Source organism: Novosphingobium aquimarinum (assembly GCF_009746585.1).
In the GTDB taxonomy this organism is placed as follows: domain Bacteria; phylum Pseudomonadota; class Alphaproteobacteria; order Sphingomonadales; family Sphingomonadaceae; genus Novosphingobium; species Novosphingobium aquimarinum.
In genome coordinates this window covers 49,593-67,927 of sequence record NZ_WRPO01000020.1, presented here as the reverse complement: position 1 = coordinate 67,927, position 18,335 = coordinate 49,593, and the positions used below count along the sequence as shown (strand labels likewise).

Sequence of the window (18,335 nt, the reverse complement as noted above, 5' to 3'; positions counted from 1 at the left end):
CGGTGTAAATCCCTCATCCCCCTCGCCGCCATCGCGAAAGGGAAAAAGTGGACGACTTTTACGCCGCCCGCAGCAGCACTTCGCCGCCGCTACCGTGGTCTAATTTTGCACCGCCGTTCTCACGCACGCCGTTGCCGAATTGCTGGCGCAAGTCTGCGCGGCGCATAACGCCATCGAAACGGCGGCACCGGTCGAGAAGGACGAGATCGCCCATGGCTCCCGCGCTCTTGCAGGCGGACTGGCGAGGGCAGCGGCATGAGCCTGGTCCACGATCATAAGGACACCGTACCTGTTCCCATGCTGACCATGGCCGGCGCGCTGGTGGCGGTCACCCTGCTGCTGACCGCGTCAGTCAGCCTGGGCCTCGCCCCGCGCGAAGCCGTGCCCACGGTTGAGCGCCAGAACGCCAACGTGGCACCGGTCGAAACCCGCAGCCTGACGTTCAGCGATCGGGACGATGGCTCGGTCGTCGTCGCGGACGCCGTGACCAGACAGACCGTGGCGACCATTGCGGGTGACGAAGAGGGCGGGGGCTTCGTGCGCGGCGTCATGCGCGGCCTCGCTCGGGAGCGCCGGATGCACGATGTCGGCTCCGGCCCGCCGTTCGAGCTGACCCTGTGGCAGAACGGCTCGCTTTCGCTGACCGACCCCACCACCGGTCGCGTGATCGAACTGGGGAGTTTCGGGCCCGCCAATCGCACCACCTTCGCGCAGTTCCTGCCGAGCGGCGACGCCACATGACCCACGCGCGCAGTTTCGAGGTTCGGTGCTGGATCGCCGTCGAGCAGAGCGAGGAGCACTTCCACGCCCATGTCGAGCTGGCCGACGACGTCGCCATCCACCCCGGCGACAGCGTGCGCGTGCATGGCGAGCCGATCGTCTTGGCCTTCGGCCAGAGCGTGATCGCCGAACGGATCGCGACCGTGACTCGTGCCGGTCCGCTCCAGCGCGCCTGGACCAAGCTGCGGGCGCATTTCGAATTCGCAGAGCTTTACGAAGTCAGTTTCTCGGGAAGGAGCCAGCCATGAACGCCCACGCAAAGATTGCTGCCGCCGAACTTTATCGGATCCCCGAATCCTCCGACGAAACGCTGGAGATGGCGCGCGAAAATACGGTGCTCAGCCCGCGCTTCTACACCACCGATTTCGATGCGCTCGACGCGATCGACGTGTCGCTGGTCCGCCGCGAATGGGACCAGCTGATCGCCGAGATGCAGGCCGATCCGAACAAGCACCACTTCAAGCGCGACGCGAGCTTCGATGGCGTTATCGAGAATCTGCCGCCGCCGCTGAAACGCGAATTCATCGACTTTCTGGTCAGCTCGCTCACGGCGGAATTTTCGGGCTGCATCCTCTATGCCGAAATCGCGAAGCGGACCAAGAACCCGGACATCAAGCGGCTGTTCAAGCTGCTTGCCCGCGACGAGAGCCGCCATGCGGGTTTCATCAACGATACCTTGAAGGATGCGGGGATCGGGGTTGATCTCGGCTTCCTCACGCGCACGAAGAAGTACACCTACTTCAAGCCGAAATTCATTTGGTACGCGGTCTATCTGTCGGAGAAAATCGGCTACGCGCGGTACATCACGATCTTTCGGCAACTCGCGCGTCGCCCCGACTTGCGCTTCCATCCGATTTTCAGCTGGTTCGAGGAATGGTGCAACGACGAGTTTCGCCATGGCGAGGCCTTCGCCTTGCTGATGCGCGCCGATCCCAAGCTGCTCGCAGGCCACAACAAGCTTTGGGTCCGCTTCTTCCTGCTGTCGGTTTATGCGACGATGTATGTGCGCGACCATGCACGGCCCGTCTTCCACGACGCGCTCGGTATCGATCCGACCGAATACGATTACGCTGTCTATTCGATTTGTAACCAGATCAGCCGCCAGGTCTTTCCGGTCGAACTCGATATCGACAGCCCGCGCTTTCGGGCGCGGATGGAGGATCTGCGCCTCGCGAATGACCGCATTGCGGCGGGGCGCCAGCGTGGCGGCTTGGTCGGGCTGTTGCAGCGGATCGGCGGGATGGCCGGCGCCGGGACGGCGTTCGCCCGGATGTTTTTTCATCGTACCCGCCCCAACGCACTGCCGCAGTCGGTTCGGATGCAACCCGCATGGTAACTTGGAGCGGCCATGTTCTGCCGGTGGTCGTGACCATCGCGGTATGGTTCCTGGCGACGGGGCTGGTCGCCTGGCTCGACAATCTCGAGCGGCGTACGTTTCCGCGCAGTCTGGCGCTGGCGGGCATCGCGGGCATCGGCGGGCTCATCGCGATCCTGGCGACGGCACAATCGGTATCGGTGTTCGCGGTCTACGCCGGCTTCATCGGTGCGCTGATGGTGTGGGCCTGGCACGAGATCAGCTTCCTCACCGGCGCGGTGGCCGGCCCGCGGCGCACTCTGTGCCCGGCCGAGGCGACGGGCTGGGAGCGCTTCAACGCGGCGACGGCAACGATCATCCACCACGAAATCGCGCTGGCCGTGACCGCGGTGCTGCTGATCGCGCTCACCTGGAACGCGCCCAACCAGATCGGCGCGATGGTCTTCTCGTTGCTGCTGGTCCTGCGGCTCAGCACCAAGATCAACATCTACCTCGGCGTGCCGAACATGAGCACGGATATTCTGCCGGCGCATCTGCACTATCTGACCAGCTATTTCGGCCCGAACCACCTGACAGCCACATTGCTCGCGACGATCGGCGCGACGTTGGCGCTCGCGGCGTGGCTCGGGTCGGCGGCGTTGGGTTCGGTGGCCGGCAGCGCGGATGCGGTGGGCGCGAGCCTGTTGTTCGCGTTTGCCGCTTTGGGTGTGCTGGAGCACCTGTTTCTGGCTTTGCCGTTTCGCGACGGCGCATTGTGGGGGTGGGCTCTGCCCCGCCGCCAGCACTTGGGATCACAATAGAATCGGGGGGAGAAGACACATGGATTTCGACGGCTTTTTCAAAGGACAACTCGAAAGCGTGCGCGAGGAGGGGCGGTATCGCGTCTTCACCGAGATCAAGCGCCATCGCGGCCAGTTCCCGCATGCCACCCGCTATGTCGAGGACGAACAGTCCGAAGTCACCGTCTGGTGCTCGAACGACTACCTCGGCATGGGCCAGCATCCCGCGGTGCTGGAAGCGATGCACCGCGTGATCGACGAATGCGGCGCCGGGGCCGGGGGCACGCGCAACATTTCGGGCAACAACCACCATCACGTGTTGCTCGAGAATGAGCTCGCCGATCTCCACCACAAGGAAGCCGCGCTCCTGTTCACTTCGGGCTACGTTTCGAATTGGGCAGGGTTGGGCACTTTGGCCGGTCGTATTCCGGGCTGCGTGGTGTTTTCGGATGCGTTGAACCATGCCTCGATGATCGAGGGCATCCGCCATTCGCGCGCCGAACGCCGCATCTGGAACCACAACGATCCCGAAGACCTTGATCGGCATTTGTCCGAATTCGGGTCGGACGTGCCCAAGCTCGTCGCCTTCGAGAGCGTTTATTCGATGGACGGCGACATCGCCCCGATCGCCGAAATCCTCGACGTGTGCGAAAAGCACGGCGCGATGAGCTACATCGACGAAGTCCACGCTGTCGGGCTTTATGGCCCCCGTGGTGGCGGCGTCGCCGAGCGCGAAGGGCTGATGGACCGCATCACCGTGATAGAGGGAACGCTGGGCAAGGCGTTCGGCGTGATGGGCGGCTATATCGCGGCCTCGGCAGACTTGTGCGATTTCATCCGCACGTTCGCCAGCGGGTTCATCTTCACCACCGCGCTGCCGCCCGCGCTCGCGGCGGGCGCGACGGCCAGCATTCGCCATCTCAAGACCAGCGAATTCGAGCGTGCCCGCCAGCGCGACCGGGTGGAAAAAGTGCGGCGCAAGCTCGACATGCTCGGCATTCCGCACTTGCCCAACCCGAGCCATATCATCCCGGTGATGGTGGGCGACGCGCACAAGTGCAAGCGGATCAGCGACTGGTTGATGGACAATCACGGGATCTACGTGCAGCCGATCAATTATCCGACGGTGCCGCGCGGCACCGAGCGGCTGCGCATCACTCCGTCGCCGGTGCACACCGACGGCGACATCGATCGGCTGATCGAGGCGTTGAGCGACATCTGGTCGCAATGCGCGCTGGCACGCAGGTCGATGGCGGCCTGAACCCATTCCGACAAACGAAGAGGGGCGCGAACTTCAAGGTTCGCGCCCCTTTTTTGTCTTGGGTCAGAGCCTATTCGGGCGGCGTCTGCAGATAGGCGATCACGTCTGCGCGATCCTGGCCATTGGGAAGCCCGGGGAAGGTCATTTTGGTGCCCGGGATGACGCGCTGGGGTGACTGCAAATACTGGAACAGCTTTTCCGGCGTCCAGGTAATGCCACTATTGGCATTGGCTTCGGAGTATTGATAGCCCGGCACGGTGCCCGCTTCGCGACCGACGACATTCGCCAACGATGGGCCGATCCGGTTCACGCCCTCTTCGCGCACGTGGCAGGTCTTGCACTGCAGGAACACCACCTTGCCGTGATCGACGTCAGGCGTGAATGACGCGAGAGTCGTGCCATCGGTGGTTTCCGTCGAATCCGCCGGCGGTGCCTCCGCAGCAGCGGCAGCAGCAGGCTCGGCCGCTGCCGTTGTCGCTTCTGTCATCGCTGGCGTTTCCTCGGCCGGCGGTGCGTCGCTATTTCCTCCGCAAGACGCCAGCAAAAACGTGGCCGCGGTTAATCCAAGAAAATGCGCTTGTTTTGTCATATTTTGTCACCTTCCTGACCCTGTCCCCGAGGCAATTTAGCCCTAGCAGAACTAATGCGCAACTGTGTAAATCCGGGCGAAACCGGTGGGCTTCGACGAAAGGGACTACCGCTAGTCTGATCGCTATTGTCGAGTCAGCATGCTTAACTTCGGTGCTGGCATCACCATGAGGCAACGCGACCAGGAATCGGAATTCTTGTCGGCAGGGATATCGGCTGAGGTATAGCTGATAATCAGCGTGGCTTGAAAATAGCGGTCAATCCAATGGTTTGCTTGCAGGCGGTGTCCTTTCTAGGCGCTGTCCCGTCGATCAGCGTGAAATCGTGCATCGATGATCGCTGACGGTCGGTCGGCGACGTGGCCGTTTGCCTTGGTCAGCAAACACACCGCGCCTTCGGGTCGATAGGCACCACTCAGCGGAACTATGGCAAGCGTGCAATTCAATAATTCGCCAGAATTGGTCCGAAACCCGATTTGCATCCGCCTCGGGCCGTTCCCGCGCAGGACCATTTCGAAAGTCTCGCGAAAACGTGGCTCGTCTTCTTCGGCGACAAGCTCGCCAAGCAGCACGCCTTCCAGACGCGCCATGGGAAATTCGAGCATGCTGCAGAACTGCCGACCGATCCGATCGATGGTGCCACGAGCTGAAAGCCGCAGATAGCCGATCTCGCCGTGTGCACTCATCGCTTGAATCAGAGCTTTCTTCACATCCTCGAAATGGTGTCGATGCACTTCTTCGGTGATGTCGCGAAACTTGAGCACGACATGCCCGTCGAGAGGAATGCTTTGGAAGCGGAGCCACGTCTTGTCACTAAAGGGTGAGGCAATATCCGCTGAGCCGGGTTCACGGGCGACAAGAGTCCGACGGATCATTTCTTCGACGGGATTGTCCGCAAGGCTCGGTAATGCGTCGAACAAGTCGTTGCCGACGATGTCGCTCGTATTGAACTGCACGACGGCACGCGCGACTCGATTGAGGAAGATGACCGTCATTTCCTGATTGCAGACGATCAACGCCTCATCCATCCAGTCGGCCAGAGTCAGGGTAGTGTCGATTGTGTCGAGGCGCGCCGGGGAATTGCGCAGCTTCTCGAAGGCGTCCGCCTCGCAAAGGACGTGAGTCTTGCGACCGTGATGCGAGATGTAAACCGGGGCCGAGCGCGCCTGTTCGCGATATTTGGCGAACTGCCTCACAAATTCCGCAGCTGACACCGGCACACACTCACTCCCCAAACAATACTAAGAAGGGAAATATATCGGGCTTGGCTGTTGTTTGGTGCGACTAACCGTTTGTGAGCGTGATGGTAATCCGGTTCTGTATCCTTGTAAACATTTGTTGCTGAATTCGGCCAAGAGGCATGCACGCATCTTGGCGTGCACGCCCTATAGCTGGGCGCCCTGACGCTCTCGAACGACCGGGCCAGACCGTGGTTCTGTGCGATTAGTTGCGCGTTTGAAGCGGTGGCGAAACGTGGCGAATGCTATGGCTTTGCCGTCGCTGTGATTCCATACGAATCACAGCGACGGTCTGAAAACAATCAGGTGATTTTCTTTGCTGCTCTCCAGCCGAGAACGAAGAAGATGATCGTGAGTACCAGCGCGATGACGAACACGATGATCGCCACATTGGCCAAGGTTCCGGCGAGCCCGCCAAATCCCAAGATTGCGGCTATTAAGGCAATAATCGCAAGGGTTGCTGCAAATCCGTACATGGGTGTTGGCTCCTGTTCTGTACCTAGAAGCGAACAGCGGTGCTCCGGCATTGTTCCATCGCCCGGAACATTCCTTCGCTATCGCCGGATCGTGATCAGTAATGCACGCCTTACCGACTATTATCTGCCAGGCCTTTCAGGGGAATGGGCAGACCGGCCGCGATGAAAACGACGTCTTGTGCGATCGCGGCGATTGTCTGGTTCAGTCGGCCCGCTTCATCGCGGAAAAGCCGGGCGAGGGCGTTGTCGGGGACGATGCCGAGCCCGACTTCGTTGGCCACGAGCACGATGGGCACGGGGCACGCCATGACCGCCGCGACGAGCGCCTCTACGGCGGCCTTCACATCCCTCTCGGCGAGCAAACAGTTGGAAAGCCACAAGGTGAGGCAATCGACCAGAATGGCGTCGTGGTCTGCAGCTGCGTCGCGGATCGCGCCGGCGAGATCGAACGGCGCCTCGATCGCGTGCCAACGTTCGTCCCGGTCCGCCCGGTGCAGCGCAATCCGCTCCTCCATTTCGTGGTCGAAGGCCTGCGCGGTCGCGATGTAAGCGAACGAGCCATCCAGGGCTTCGATCCGCTGCTGCGCGTAACGGCTCTTGCCCGATCGCGCGCCACCCAGGACCAGCAGCGACTTCATGATCCCGCCCGCTGCGCCAGTTGCAACAGCCCATCGATATCGACGTGTCGTTCGAGCTGCGCGGCGATATCGTCGAGCGCGCGATTGACCGAATCGCCGTAATCGGCCTCGCCGCCCGTCGCGCCGATCTTTTCCAGCAGCGCTTTCCTGAATTCTCGCGCTTCGAACAGGCCGTGGCAATAGCTTCCCATGACCAGGCCATCGCTACTGATGGCGCCATCCCGACTACCATCGGACAGCAGTGCGAATGGCCTTTCGGTACCGGCGCCGCTGGTCTCGCCGACATGCATTTCGTAGCCGGTCATCTCCGCGCCCAAGGCCACTCCTGCTACGCGGCGGAGCGCCTTGACCGCGCTCAGCTCGGTCTCGATGTCGAGCAGGCCGAGCCCGCTGCATCGATCGGGTGCGCCTTCAATGCCGAGCGGGTCGGAAATCTCACGCCCGAGTATCTGATAGCCACCGCACAGGCCGAGCACCGCGCCGCCGCGCCGTCGATGCGCCAGAATGTCGATGTCCCATCCTTCCGAGCGCATCGCGCGCAAATCGGCAATCGTCGCCTTCGATCCCGGCAGTACGATCAGCGCCGCTTCGGCGGGGATGGGCGAGCCCGGCGGCACCATGACCAGATCTACCTCAGGCTCCAGCTTGAGAGGGTCGAGATCGTCGAAATTCGAGATGCGGGGCAATATGGGGCAGGCGATCATCGTGCGCCCGCTCGTCCGGCTGCGGTCGCGCTCCAGCCGGACGGCGTCTTCGCTCGGCAGACGGGCGCTGGCGTCCAGCCATGGAACGAGCCCATAGCCCCGCCAGCCGCTGCGCCGCGCGATCTCGGCATATCCATCGGCGAACAGCGCCGGGTCGCCGCGAAACTTGTTGATCAGGAACCCGCCGATCAGCGCCGCGTCTTCGGGCTCGATCACGTTTCGCGTGCCCACGACCGAAGCAATCACGCCGCCCCGGTCGATGTCGCCGATCAGCACGACCGGCACATCGGCGGCGCGCGCAAAGCCCATGTTGGCGATGTCGCCCGCGCGAAGGTTGATCTCGGCGGGGGATCCCGCGCCTTCGACCAGGACGATGTCGCCGCGCTGTTGCAGGCGGCGATAGCTCGCCATCACTTCGGGCAGCAAGTTGCGCCGCGCTTCGCGGAAATTGGACGAGCCCAAGGTGCCGCGTATCCGGCCATGCACGATCAGCTGCGATGTGCGGTCGGCTTGCGGCTTGAGCAACACCGGATTCATGTCGCTATGCGGTTCGAGGCCGGCCGCGAGAGCCTGCAACGCCTGCGCCCGCCCGATCTCGCCGCCATCGACGGTCACCGCGGCGTTGTTGGACATGTTTTGCGGCTTGAACGGCGTCACTTTGAGGCCGCGTTTCACCAAGGCGCGACACAGCCCGGCGGTCAGGACCGATTTGCCGACATCCGATCCCGTGCCCTGCAGCATCAGTGCAGCCATATCGTTCCTCCCACCAGCAACCAGCACAGCGCGCAGGCACGCACATAGATGGATAGTGCGCGGCGAATGTCCGCGGGCTTCGCGGCGCGTCCATCGCCGATCCACGGCTTTGCGGCGATGACGCCATCATAGGTTATCGGCCCGGCGAGCCTCACTCGCAGCGCGCCTGCCATTGCCGCCTCGGGCCAGCCGGCATTGGGCGAGGCGTGTTTGGCATGGTCGCGCCACACCGTGCGCCATCCGCCCATCGCCGCTAGGCACAGCAGCGTTGCGCACAGGCGCGCCGGAATCAGATTGGCGACATCGTCCATGCGCGCCGAGGCCCAGCCGAACGCCCGATGCGCGGCTTCGGGATGGCCGATCAGGCTGTCGGCGGTGTTGATCGCCTTGTAGGCCCAGATGCCCGGCAGCCCGAGCAGCGCCAGCCAGAATAGCGGTGCCGCAACCCCGTCGCAGAAGCTTTCGGCCAGGCTCTCGATCGCGGCGCGGGATACACCCGATTCATCGAGCGCCTGCGTGTCGCGCCCGACGATGGCGGACACTGAAATGCGCGCGCCGGCGAGATCGCCGGCTTCGAGCGCTCGTGCGACCGGCGCGACATGGCTGTAAAGGCTACGCTGGGCAAGCGCCGGGAAAGCGGCAAGCGCGATGACAAGCCAACCTCTTTCGCCGAGCAGCGCGTACGCCGTATGCTGAATGAGCCAGCCAGCCCCGCCGCCCGCCAGGATCACGAGTGCCAGCGTCACGCAGCCTGCCGCGCGTGTCCTCACAGGGTTTTCGGAGCGGTTCCAGCTTCGATCGCACCAGCCGATGAGGTGCGCGAAGCCGCCGACCGGATGGCCGATCCGCCGATAAAGCCAGCCGGGCCAGCCTATCGCAGCCTCAAGCGCGAGCGCGGCAAGAACCACCGGTTCAGCCATTCGCCAGCGCTTGGTCCAGCCGCTGCCAGGCCTCTTCGCTGCCCGGCAAGCCAAGGCGGAGCCAATTCGGCGCATAATCGAACGGCCGGGTGAGGATCGAGCGTCGCGCAAGTCTTTCGAACAAGGCCTGGGCATTGTCGGTTTCGACCAGACGGAACAGCGGGCATTGGCCGAGCAGTGTCAGCCGGTGCCCTGAAAGCAGGGCGTCGAGACGCGCGGCCTTGGCCCTGAGCTGCTGGCGTGTCGCTTCGATCCACTTGCTGTCGTCATAGGCTGCGATGCCGACCCCGAGCGCGCCGGCGTGCACCGGCCAGTCGCCCAGCAATTGCTTGTAGCGAGCGATGATCGCCCGCGGCCCCAGCACGAAACCAAGGCGGAGGCCCGCCAGGCCGAAGAACTTGCCGAACGATCGGAACAGGATCAGTCGGCGCGCATCGTCGACATGCGATGCCAGGCTGATCTCGGGATCGACGTCGGCAAAGGCCTCGTCCAGCAGCAGCCAGCCCGCCGTCTGTTCGGTGCGCTCCAGCCAATCGAGCAGCGTTGCCGCAGGGTGCACTCGGCCATCGGGATTGTTCGGATTGGCCACCAGCAACGCGGCCGCCGATTGTGGCAAATCGCGCTCGTCGTCGAGCACGAGAGACTGGGGGAAAACCGCGCCGTGCGTGCGATAAGTCGGAGCGATATGAAAGCCGGGCAGCCGCAGGACCTGCGGAAGCAGGCGCAACCCCATTTCGCTGCCGGGCAGCGCGCAGATATGGTCGTTATCGACACCGAAATGACGCGCTGCCGTTGCCTCCAGCGTTCTGAGCTTCGCGGGCGATGGAAGCGCGGTCCAATCGGCGGCAAAGGCGCCGACACCCGGCCACGGCTCTGGATTGATCCCCGTCGATAAGTCGATCCATGCTTCCGCCGGGCTGCCAAAGTGTGCACGCGCTTCGTCGAGCCGGCCGCCATGCCAGGTGAACCCCTCGCTCAAGATGCGATCACCAGCGCGAGCAGCAGCTCGCTTTCGACCAGTTCGATGCCGGCTCCATGGCCATCACCCGAGATCCCGCCGATCCGCTGCTTGATCCACAGCGCCCACAAGATCCAGAGCACCGGCGCGATCAGCAAGGCAGGCGAGAATACGCCGGGCAACAGGCCGATCGCGATCCACACACCGATCATTGGCCAGCCAACCCTGTGAAAACGCGCCGCGAGTCCGTCGTGCAGCAAGGGCAGGGCTTCGGTCCAGAAAAGCGGGCCGATGCGGGCGAGGAACGCGACCGCGACGAGGGGCCAGAGCGGCGCTACGTCCACCACGCATTTCAGCAGCACGAGTTTGGCGGCAAGCTGCAGCGCGATTACGACGACGGCGAACGTGCCGACATGCGGATCGGACAGCACCTCGCGAAGCCGTTCGGGATGGCGATGCGCGGCGCCAGCCGCGTCGGCGATATCGCCCAACCCGTCGAGATGAAGCGCGCCGGTGATGGCAGTCCAGGCGATCACGCCGAGCAGCGCCGCTACCCAGGGGCCGATCGTCGCGCCCAGCAGGATGGCTATTACGACCACGCCCCCGACCGCGATTCCCGTCGCCGGGAACCAGCCTATTGCCGCGGCAAAATCGCGCTCGTCGGCTTTGACGTTCGGCAGCGGAAGCCGCGTCATCAGCTGCAAGGCGAGGATCAGACGCTTCAACCCGCGAGCCCCGTGATCTGCGCGCTGCGAGACGGTCCTTCATCCCAGATGCGCAGTGTCAGGAGCGAAGCGTAAGGCAGAGCGATCGTCCAGGATTGCCGGTGATCGAAGCCGACCAGCGACGCCAGCGCCGCCCGGATCGATCCGGCATGAGCGACCACCAGCGTCGGCGCTGCGATGTCCGCAAGCGCGCCCTCGACGCGGGCGCATAACTGCGACCAGCTCTCCCCGCCAGGCGGTGCATGCTCGTCGGGATCGTTCCAGAAGGCAGCGATCGCTTCGGGCGCGAGGACATCGGGATCGGCGCCGTCCCACGCGCCGAAATCGAGTTCGCGCCAGCGCGCATCGGTCGAGAGCGGAGCCGCGATGGCCTGTGCGATCCGGCGTGCAGGCCGCTCGGCGCGCGCCAGATCGGACGCGACGACATGGTCCACCGCCAGCATTCGCGCCCGTTCCAGGCAGGCGCCAATGCCGGCCTCGGTCGGGTCGGCATCGCTGTGGCCGATCAGGGTACCGGCTCCCGCGGGGGCCCCGTGGCGCAGGAAATGCAGCGGAAAGCCGGTCATGGCGCGGCGGTCACGACGGCTTCCGCGAAGGTCGCCATCTCGTTGTGCATGGCAAGCGCGGACCGCACGAGCTGCACCGCGACCGCAGCGCCCGTGCCTTCACCCAGGCGCATGTCGAGTTGCAACAACGGACGCAGATTGAGCCGTTCGAGCAAGCGGCCATGGGCGGCTTCGGCCGAAACGTGGGCGGCAAGGCAATGGTCGGTGAACGCAGGGTCATTCAGCGCCAGCGGCGCGATCGCGGCGCAGCAGATGAACCCGTCGAGGAGCACCGGAATGCGCTGCCGTCGCGCTTCCAGGATCGCACCCGCCATCGCGGCAATCTCGCGACCGCCCAAGCGGCGCAGCGTCTCGAAAGGCGTCGTGCAATGGGAACCGTGCAATTGCAGCGCGGCATCGACGGCCTGCCGCTTGCGGTTGAGCCCGTCCAGATCGACGCCGGTCCCCCGGCCGACCCAGGCTTCGGCGCTTTCTCCAAAGCCCTGCGCGCAGATCGCCGAGGCGGGCGTGGTGTTGCCGATGCCCATTTCGCCGACGATCAGCAGATCGGCATCGCCATTCACCGCCGCTGCTCCCGCCGACAGCGCGGCCAGACATTCGGCTTCGCTCATCGCGGGGGCCACGGTGATGTCGCAAGTGGGGCCATCGGCCGTCAAGTCGACCACGGAAAGCTCGGCACCGCAGGCACGGCTCAGCGCGTTGATCGCGGCACCACCGGCGCGGAAATTTGCCACCATCTGGCGCGTGACTTCGGGTGGAAACGCGCTGACCCCGCGTGCGGCCACGCCGTGCTCGCCTGCAAAGACGATCGCCTGGACCAGGTTCAGTGCCGGGCGTTCGGTACCGTCCCAGCCGGCCATGAACGTCGCGATCTCCTCCAGTCTGCCGAGCGATCCGGCAGGCTTGGTGAGGTCCGCCTGACGCGCTACCGCCGCCTCGATCATCGCCGGATCGGAAGCCGGCAAGTCGGTGAGCGCCGCCGCGAACGCTTCTTGCGTGACGAACCCGCTCATGTCGCGACGAACCCTTCGGGCGGGACGCGCACGAGAAAATGGCCCTTCACGCCTTCGGGCCAATCGGCATAGCGCACTTGGCCTTCTTCGCTTTCGGCATGCTTCAGCGAATAATCGAGGATCGCCCGCGCCGAACTTTCGTCCGGCGCGAATTTTCCCAGGACATAGCCGATCTTGCCGGGCGCCCGGACCATGACCGTGCAATGCGCCGCGCAGGCGAACAGGCACGGCATGTCCTGCACGGCGATCCCGGCATAGTGTGGCTCACTCGCCTGCATGTCGCGGAGTGCTTGGCTGAGACGCGCGCCGCCGCGCAGTCCCTGCTCGTCTTCGCGGGCTTCGGGAGAGTGGCGGCATGTCGAGCACACGACCACGGAGCTCTGGTTCCGGACAGCTTTAAGCATGTCAGAATCGCCCCCGCACGCCGAGATAGACGCTGCGGCCGAGCGTGCCGTAATTGCCGGCCGTGTTGTATTGTTCGTCGAACACGTTCTCGACCCGGCCATAGATCGAAAATGCCGGTGTAACCTCGTACTGCGCGCGGATGTCGGTGAGCCAGTAATCGTCGAGCACGGTCGGATCGGTGCTCAGCCGGTCGAAGCTGTCGCTCGAATACCGCAGCGCGACATTGGCGCTCAGTCCGAAGGCAAACTGGTAGCCCACTTCGGCATTGGCGAGATATTCGGGTACGCGCGCGAGCTGCATTCCGTCGGTGGGCCCGCCCGATGCGTCTTCAGCGTCGATCCAGCTGAAATTGCCGGTCAAGAACAGTCCGCCGAAGCGCGCGGATCCTGCCAGTTCGATGCCGCGCGTCTCGGTGCGATTGACGTTGGCATAATAGCCGAAGCGCGTCGTGGTGGTGCCGGGAATGAAGCATTCGGGTGGCAAGGGCGTGGTCGAGGGGCAATAGGCAAAATCGATCAGATTGTCGGTATTGCGCTCGAAATAGGTCGCCGAAAGCCGCACGCGGCGATCGAGCAGCGCCTGATCGACACCGATCTCCCACCCTTCGGCCTCTTCAGGCTGAAGCCCGGTGAAGCCATACGTGCTGAACAGCTGGTAGAGCGAAGGCGCCTTAAAGCCCTCGCTGTAGTTCGCGCGCAGCACGGTGTTGCCGTCCCAGGGCGCCAAGGCCGCGCCGCCGCTCAGCACGGTGTTGCCGCCGAAGCGCGAATGATCGTCGTGGCGCACCCCGGCGCTCAACGTCAGCGGTTCGACGGGGCTGACACGAAGCTGCGCATAAGCGCTGTCGATATGCGCGCTAGCGTCGATGATGGCGTAGCTCAGCGCGTTGTCGCCGGGCGAGCCGCTCCGGATGTCCTGCTCCTCGCGTTCCGCGCCGAACGTCGCTTCCCAACTCTCGTCGAGCGAGAGGGTGCCCTGATATTCGTAGCGGCGGGTTTCGCCTCTGGCGTCGAACGTCAGTTCCCGGACCTTGCGGGTCGGATCGTAATTCTGGCGGTCGGTCGCGTTCTGAAGAATGGCGACACGATTGCGCCAGCGACCGTCCAGAAGGTCGAAGTTGAGCCCCGCATAGATGGTGTATTCCTCGGTCTCGCCATAAGCGAGCGTATCTCCCGAAGTGCCGTCGAATTCATTCCGTCCGGCGGCATAATAGCCGCGCAAGTCGAGCGTGACCGTGTCGGACAGATGGACGCTGGCGTTGCCGCTTGCCGCGCGGCGTCCATAGCCGTCGCGCTCGGTACCTTCGGCCTTGGCGGAGATGCCGTCGGTGGTGAACAGCGAGCCGGCGATGCGCCAATCGACGAGATCGCTTGCACCGCCGATACCGGCGCGCGCATTCACCGTGTCGCGCGAACCCGCCTCGATATCGAAATCGCCTTCCAACGGTGTGTCCGGCCGGCCAGTGACGATGTTGATGACCCCGCCGATGGCATCGCTGCCCCACAGGATCGATTGCGGGCCTCGCAAGATCTCGATGCGCTTCGTATCCCCGACGAGCAAGTTGGCGAAGTTGTAGCCGCCGCCGGTCGAGGCCGGGTCGGCCAGCCGCATACCGTCGATCACGACCACGGTCTGCTCGCTGCTCGCGCCGCGCACGCGAACCGACGCCGCAGTGCCGAAGCCGCCGTTTTGCGTCATGCTGATACCGGGCGTTCGCAGCAGGATATCGCTGACCGCTATCGGCTGCTCGCGCTGGATATCCTCCTCGTCGAGGACGGTCACGCTCGCTGCCACGCGGTCGCTGTCGACCGGGACGCGCAGCGCGCTGACGATGATTTGGTCGCTCTTCGCGCCCAGGCCAAATTCGGCCTCTTCGGCGATCGCCGGAGGACTGCATAACAGCGCGGCAAACGGCAGAGCGAGAAAGGATTTCGAGGAATTAAATCGCAGGTATACTTCGGACAAAGTCAGTCCCTCCAGTCAGACGGTTCGAGACTTGCTCGACCGCGAACCGCAAGAGGGAGCCAGAGCCCACGCGCAAAGCGCACGACACACCGCCCCTCGAGCGGCCGTGGCCGCGCAAGGCGAAGCTGTCGTTGCGCGAGGAACATCCTCGTTCGGCCGGCACACCCTGTCCGGACGAAGAACGACCGCGACAGGCAGGTCTCCTGGCTAGCGGGTCGAAGCCGGTCCGGCGCCTTCTCGGGACGACGTGTCCCAATGGCATGTGCCGGTGGCTATCCGCTTACAGTTGCAGGGGCAGCGCGGGTCTTTGGACACCCGACTTCCCTTTCAATCCCCTTTCGGGGAACCTGTCGCGTCGGCGCCGATAGAGGGCGCCAGCGATCTCGGCAAGCCTGAAATATCGCGCGTGGGGACTTGCCCGATCGCGGCTGCGCCTCTACTCCCGGCCACGCTACGGGTGCTCGAAAGGGCTTAATCGGGAAGTCCGGAACAAGGCCATGCGGCCTCAGCCGGCACTGCTCCCGCAACTGTGATCGGCGAGCTTTCGCCAAGTGCCATTGAAGCTGCAAGGCTTTGAGAAGGCGGCGAGAAAGCGAAGAACCGAGAGTCAGGAAACCGGCCCGTCGCCGTCGTTCTTCGCGCGGGCGGGATGTACCGAGCGGACGAGGGCTTCCCTTGACGAGCGACTGTGTTCGAACGTTTTTCAATGGGAGGTCCCATGACCCGTTTTGCTCGTGCCGATTCCATCATCCTGGCCATACTCGCCGCGCTCATGCTGGCGACGCGCCCGCATCCGCTGGACCAATATTTCCACGTGCCCGACACCGCTTGGGCGAGCTTCTTCGTGCTCGGCTATTTCGTGCGCAACAAGCTTGCCTTTCCGGCCCTGTTCGGCCTCGCCTTCGGTATCGATGTCGTTGTGATCTACCTGCTGGGCGGGTCCGGCTTCTGCTTCACCCCGGCCTACGGGATGCTTCTGCCGGCCTATGGCACCATGTGGCTCGCGGGCCGCTTTGCCGCTCGCAAACTGGAACCGAAAGCCGGTTCGCTTCCCGGTTTCGCCATCCTCGCAACGGCGGCGGCCTTCGTTGCGCATGGCTTTTCGAGTGGCGGTTACTACTTGCTGAGCGGACGTTTCGATCACCCTACGCTGGCTGAGTTCGCGGGACGCGTGGAGCAGTACTTCCCGGGCAATCTGCTTTCGATGTGGGTCTGGCTCGGCATCGCCGCGGCGGGCCGCATGGTCTGGACCATGGCCGGTGGGCAGTTGCCGTCTGCGGCCCGCAAGTGATGGACGAGAGCGAGCAGGATCGCCGCCACAAGGAACGCGCGAAGAAGCACAAGGCGGTCGTCGATGCCAAGATCGCGAAGGCGACCACCGACAAGGGGCTGCTGCTCGTCCTGACAGGCAACGGCAAGGGCAAGTCCTCGTCCGCGTTCGGCATGGTGGCTCGCACACTCGGCTATGGCAGGAAAGCCGCCGTCTTCCAGTTCATCAAGGGCGCGAAACTGGTGGGGGAGCGCGCCTTCTTCAATGCGCATCCCGATGTGCGCTGGGAAAAATGCGGCGAAGGCTTCACCTGGGATACGCAGGACCGGCAGGCGGACATCGCCAATGCGCGCGCCGGTTGGGCCAAGGCGAAGGAAGCGCTTGCCGATCCCGACGTGCATCTGGTGGTGCTCGACGAGCTCACGTACCCCGTGAACTATCGGTATCTGGAGATCGACGAGATCATGCCCGCCATCGAAGGGCGACCGTCGATGCAGCACGTCGTGATTACCGGGCGAGCGGCGCACGATGCCTTCATCGCGGCGGCCGATACGGTGAGCTCGATCCAGGATGTGAAACACGCCTTTCGCGACGGCGTTCGCGCGCAGGAGGGCATCGACTGGTGAGCGATGCGCGGTGCCCGGCGCTGCTGATCTCGGCGCCGGCTTCCGGGCAGGGCAAGACGCTGATCACTGCGGCGCTCGCGCGCCGGCACCGCCATCTCGGTCGCACGGTTCGCGTGTTCAAATGCGGGCCCGACTTTCTCGACCCGATGATCCTGGAGCAGGCAAGCGGCGCGCCGGTCCACACCCTCGATCTGTTCATGGGCGGCGAGGACCATTGCCGGGCGCTGCTGCATGCTGCCGCACAGGAAGCCGACATCATCCTGGTCGAAGGCGTCATGGGCTTGTTCGATGGCGATCCCTCGGCCGCAGACCTGGCCGCGCGGTTCGGCCTGCCGGTCATGGCGGTGATCGACGGTTCGGCGATGGCGCAGAGTTTCGGCGCGCTGACGCACGGCCTCGCGACGTACCGGGACGACGTCGCGCTGGTTGCGGTGATCGCCAACCGCGTGGGGTCCGCGCGCCACGCGGACATGTTGCGAGAAAGTTTGAAGGGCGATGTGCGCTGGCTGGGCACCCTGCCGCGCGATGAGGGCATCGGCTTTCCCGAACGTCATCTCGGCGTAATGCAGGCGCAGGAAATCCGCGATCTCGATGCGCGGATCGACCGTGCTGCCGAGTTGCTGCCGCAGGAGGCGGATTGGCTTCCCGAACCCGCGGTTTTCCGCGCGCCTTCCGTCACTGCTGCTTGCCACCGCTCTCTCCAAAGCGTGCGCATAGCAGTAGCGCGCGATGCCGCCTTTGCGTTTCTCTATCCGGCGAATATCGAGTGTCTGCGCAGGCTCGGCGCCGAGCTTTGCGTCTTTTCGCCCCTGGTCGACACCCAGCTCCCACCATGCGACGCGCTGTGGCTGCCCGGCGGCTATCCCGAACTGCATATTGAGCAGCTTGCGGGCAATTCTGCGATGACGCACAGCATCCGCGCTCATCATGCCGCCGGCAAACCGATCCTCGCCGAATGTGGCGGAATGATCTATTGCGCCGAAAGCCTCGACGATGGGCTTGGGGGCAGGAGCCCCATGCTCGGCCTGTTACCCGGCCATGTCACGATGCAGCGCCGTCTCGCCGCGCTCGGACTTCAGGAAATGGCGATGCCCGGCGGCGCTTTGCGCGGCCACACCTTTCACTATTCGAGCCTTGATTGTCCCCTCGACGCCGACCGGGTCGGGACCAATCCCAATGGCGGCTGCGGGGAACGGCTCTATGTCCTGGGCAGTTTGACGGCGAGCTACGTTCACTTTTATTTCCCCTCCAATCCGGTGGCGGTGGCCGAAATCTTCGGTGCGAGATCCGCCGACGAAGTGGTCTGACGTCTATTATTGGTCCCGACACGCGCCAGATCCTGCGTGCGTGATCGAC

General features: G+C 64.1%; 21 protein-coding genes and 2 riboswitches. Of the genes, 8 read left to right on the top strand and 13 right to left on the bottom strand.

Features of this window, described 5'->3' with window-relative positions; all coding sequences use genetic code 11:
* Positions 1-58 precede the first annotated feature (58 nt).
* On the bottom strand, positions 59-214 hold the full coding sequence (locus GQO94_RS16615; protein ID WP_156842550.1) for a hypothetical protein: 156 nt from the start codon (positions 212-214) through the stop codon (positions 59-61).
* A 41-nt stretch (positions 215-255) separates the two neighbouring features.
* Between GQO94_RS16615 and puhC the strand changes: the two genes are divergently transcribed.
* Genes puhC through hemA form a run of 5 tightly spaced genes read left to right on the top strand, consistent with a single transcriptional unit; the run spans position 256 to position 4,135 of the window.
* A complete protein-coding gene (gene puhC / locus GQO94_RS16610) occupies positions 256-741 on the top strand; it encodes a photosynthetic complex assembly protein PuhC (protein ID WP_232332981.1) in 486 nt (161 codons plus the stop codon).
* A complete protein-coding gene (locus GQO94_RS16605) occupies positions 738-1,028 on the top strand; it encodes a hypothetical protein (RefSeq protein ID WP_156842549.1) in 291 nt (96 codons plus the stop codon). The genes puhC and GQO94_RS16605 overlap by 4 nt, the downstream gene beginning before the upstream one ends.
* Positions 1,025-2,116, top strand: a complete 1,092-nt coding sequence (gene acsF, locus GQO94_RS16600; RefSeq protein WP_156842548.1) for a magnesium-protoporphyrin IX monomethyl ester (oxidative) cyclase — start codon at positions 1,025-1,027, stop codon at positions 2,114-2,116. Before GQO94_RS16605 ends, acsF begins: the two co-directional genes overlap by 4 nt.
* Positions 2,117-2,139: 23 nt before the next feature.
* A complete protein-coding gene (puhE, locus tag GQO94_RS16595) occupies positions 2,140-2,895 on the top strand; it encodes a putative photosynthetic complex assembly protein PuhE (protein ID WP_232332980.1) in 756 nt (251 codons plus the stop codon).
* Positions 2,896-2,914: 19 nt separating this feature from the next.
* Entirely contained in the window at positions 2,915-4,135 is a 1,221-nt protein-coding gene (gene hemA, locus GQO94_RS16590) for a 5-aminolevulinate synthase (protein WP_156842546.1), read from the top strand.
* Positions 4,136-4,205: 70 nt separating this feature from the next.
* On the opposite strand, the gene GQO94_RS16585 is transcribed toward hemA, so the two are convergent.
* The 12 genes from GQO94_RS16585 to GQO94_RS16530 all read right to left on the bottom strand — a co-directional run bounded on the left by GQO94_RS16585 (position 4,206) and on the right by GQO94_RS16530 (position 15,083).
* Positions 4,206-4,724: a c-type cytochrome gene (locus GQO94_RS16585; protein WP_232332979.1), complete on the bottom strand. Its 519-nt coding sequence runs from the start codon at positions 4,722-4,724 to the stop codon at positions 4,206-4,208.
* Between the two features lie 291 nt (positions 4,725-5,015).
* Positions 5,016-5,750 carry a PAS domain-containing protein gene (locus GQO94_RS16580; RefSeq protein WP_156842545.1) on the bottom strand — a complete coding sequence of 245 codons (735 nt, stop codon included), beginning with the start codon at positions 5,748-5,750 and terminating at the stop codon, positions 5,016-5,018.
* A gap of 512 nt (positions 5,751-6,262) precedes the next feature.
* Entirely contained in the window at positions 6,263-6,436 is a 174-nt protein-coding gene (locus GQO94_RS16575; protein ID WP_156842544.1) for a DUF1328 family protein, read from the bottom strand.
* A gap of 110 nt (positions 6,437-6,546) precedes the next feature.
* Positions 6,547-7,074, bottom strand: coding sequence for a bifunctional adenosylcobinamide kinase/adenosylcobinamide-phosphate guanylyltransferase (gene cobU, locus GQO94_RS16570; RefSeq protein ID WP_198046006.1), 528 nt, complete (start codon positions 7,072-7,074; stop codon positions 6,547-6,549).
* Positions 7,071-8,531, bottom strand: a complete 1,461-nt coding sequence (locus GQO94_RS16565; protein WP_156842543.1) for a cobyric acid synthase — start codon at positions 8,529-8,531, stop codon at positions 7,071-7,073. The genes cobU and GQO94_RS16565 overlap by 4 nt, the downstream gene beginning before the upstream one ends.
* On the bottom strand, positions 8,519-9,451 hold the full coding sequence (cbiB, locus tag GQO94_RS16560) for an adenosylcobinamide-phosphate synthase CbiB (RefSeq protein WP_156842542.1): 933 nt from the start codon (positions 9,449-9,451) through the stop codon (positions 8,519-8,521). The genes GQO94_RS16565 and cbiB overlap by 13 nt, the downstream gene beginning before the upstream one ends.
* Positions 9,444-10,430: a threonine-phosphate decarboxylase CobD gene (gene cobD, locus GQO94_RS16555; protein WP_156842541.1), complete on the bottom strand. Its 987-nt coding sequence runs from the start codon at positions 10,428-10,430 to the stop codon at positions 9,444-9,446. The genes cbiB and cobD overlap by 8 nt, the downstream gene beginning before the upstream one ends.
* On the bottom strand, positions 10,427-11,134 hold the full coding sequence (locus tag GQO94_RS16550) for an adenosylcobinamide-GDP ribazoletransferase (RefSeq protein ID WP_156842540.1): 708 nt from the start codon (positions 11,132-11,134) through the stop codon (positions 10,427-10,429). Before GQO94_RS16550 ends, cobD begins: the two co-directional genes overlap by 4 nt.
* The gene (locus tag GQO94_RS16545) at positions 11,131-11,700 is read right to left on the bottom strand and encodes a histidine phosphatase family protein (protein WP_156842539.1); all 570 of its coding nucleotides are present in this window, start codon (positions 11,698-11,700) and stop codon (positions 11,131-11,133) included. Before GQO94_RS16545 ends, GQO94_RS16550 begins: the two co-directional genes overlap by 4 nt.
* Positions 11,697-12,713 carry a nicotinate-nucleotide--dimethylbenzimidazole phosphoribosyltransferase gene (gene cobT / locus GQO94_RS16540; protein WP_156842538.1) on the bottom strand — a complete coding sequence of 339 codons (1,017 nt, stop codon included), beginning with the start codon at positions 12,711-12,713 and terminating at the stop codon, positions 11,697-11,699. The genes GQO94_RS16545 and cobT overlap by 4 nt, the downstream gene beginning before the upstream one ends.
* On the bottom strand, positions 12,710-13,117 hold the full coding sequence (locus tag GQO94_RS16535) for a DUF1636 domain-containing protein (RefSeq protein ID WP_156842537.1): 408 nt from the start codon (positions 13,115-13,117) through the stop codon (positions 12,710-12,712). The genes cobT and GQO94_RS16535 overlap by 4 nt, the downstream gene beginning before the upstream one ends.
* A gap of 1 nt (position 13,118) precedes the next feature.
* The gene (locus tag GQO94_RS16530; RefSeq protein WP_232332978.1) at positions 13,119-15,083 is read right to left on the bottom strand and encodes a TonB-dependent receptor plug domain-containing protein; all 1,965 of its coding nucleotides are present in this window, start codon (positions 15,081-15,083) and stop codon (positions 13,119-13,121) included.
* 176 nt (positions 15,084-15,259) lie between these two features.
* Positions 15,260-15,449, bottom strand: a riboswitch (cobalamin riboswitch).
* A 72-nt stretch (positions 15,450-15,521) separates the two neighbouring features.
* Positions 15,522-15,721: riboswitch (cobalamin riboswitch) on the top strand.
* Positions 15,722-15,801: 80 nt separating this feature from the next.
* On the opposite strand from GQO94_RS16530, the gene GQO94_RS16525 reads away from it, so the two are divergent.
* The 3 genes from GQO94_RS16525 to GQO94_RS16515 are packed head-to-tail and all read left to right on the top strand — an operon-like array spanning position 15,802 to position 18,286.
* Positions 15,802-16,374 carry a hypothetical protein gene (locus tag GQO94_RS16525; RefSeq protein WP_156842536.1) on the top strand — a complete coding sequence of 191 codons (573 nt, stop codon included), beginning with the start codon at positions 15,802-15,804 and terminating at the stop codon, positions 16,372-16,374.
* On the top strand, positions 16,374-16,979 hold the full coding sequence (cobO, locus tag GQO94_RS16520) for a cob(I)yrinic acid a,c-diamide adenosyltransferase (protein WP_156842535.1): 606 nt from the start codon (positions 16,374-16,376) through the stop codon (positions 16,977-16,979). Before GQO94_RS16525 ends, cobO begins: the two co-directional genes overlap by 1 nt.
* Positions 16,976-18,286: a cobyrinate a,c-diamide synthase gene (locus tag GQO94_RS16515; RefSeq protein ID WP_156842534.1), complete on the top strand. Its 1,311-nt coding sequence runs from the start codon at positions 16,976-16,978 to the stop codon at positions 18,284-18,286. Before cobO ends, GQO94_RS16515 begins: the two co-directional genes overlap by 4 nt.
* Positions 18,287-18,335 lie beyond the last annotated feature (49 nt).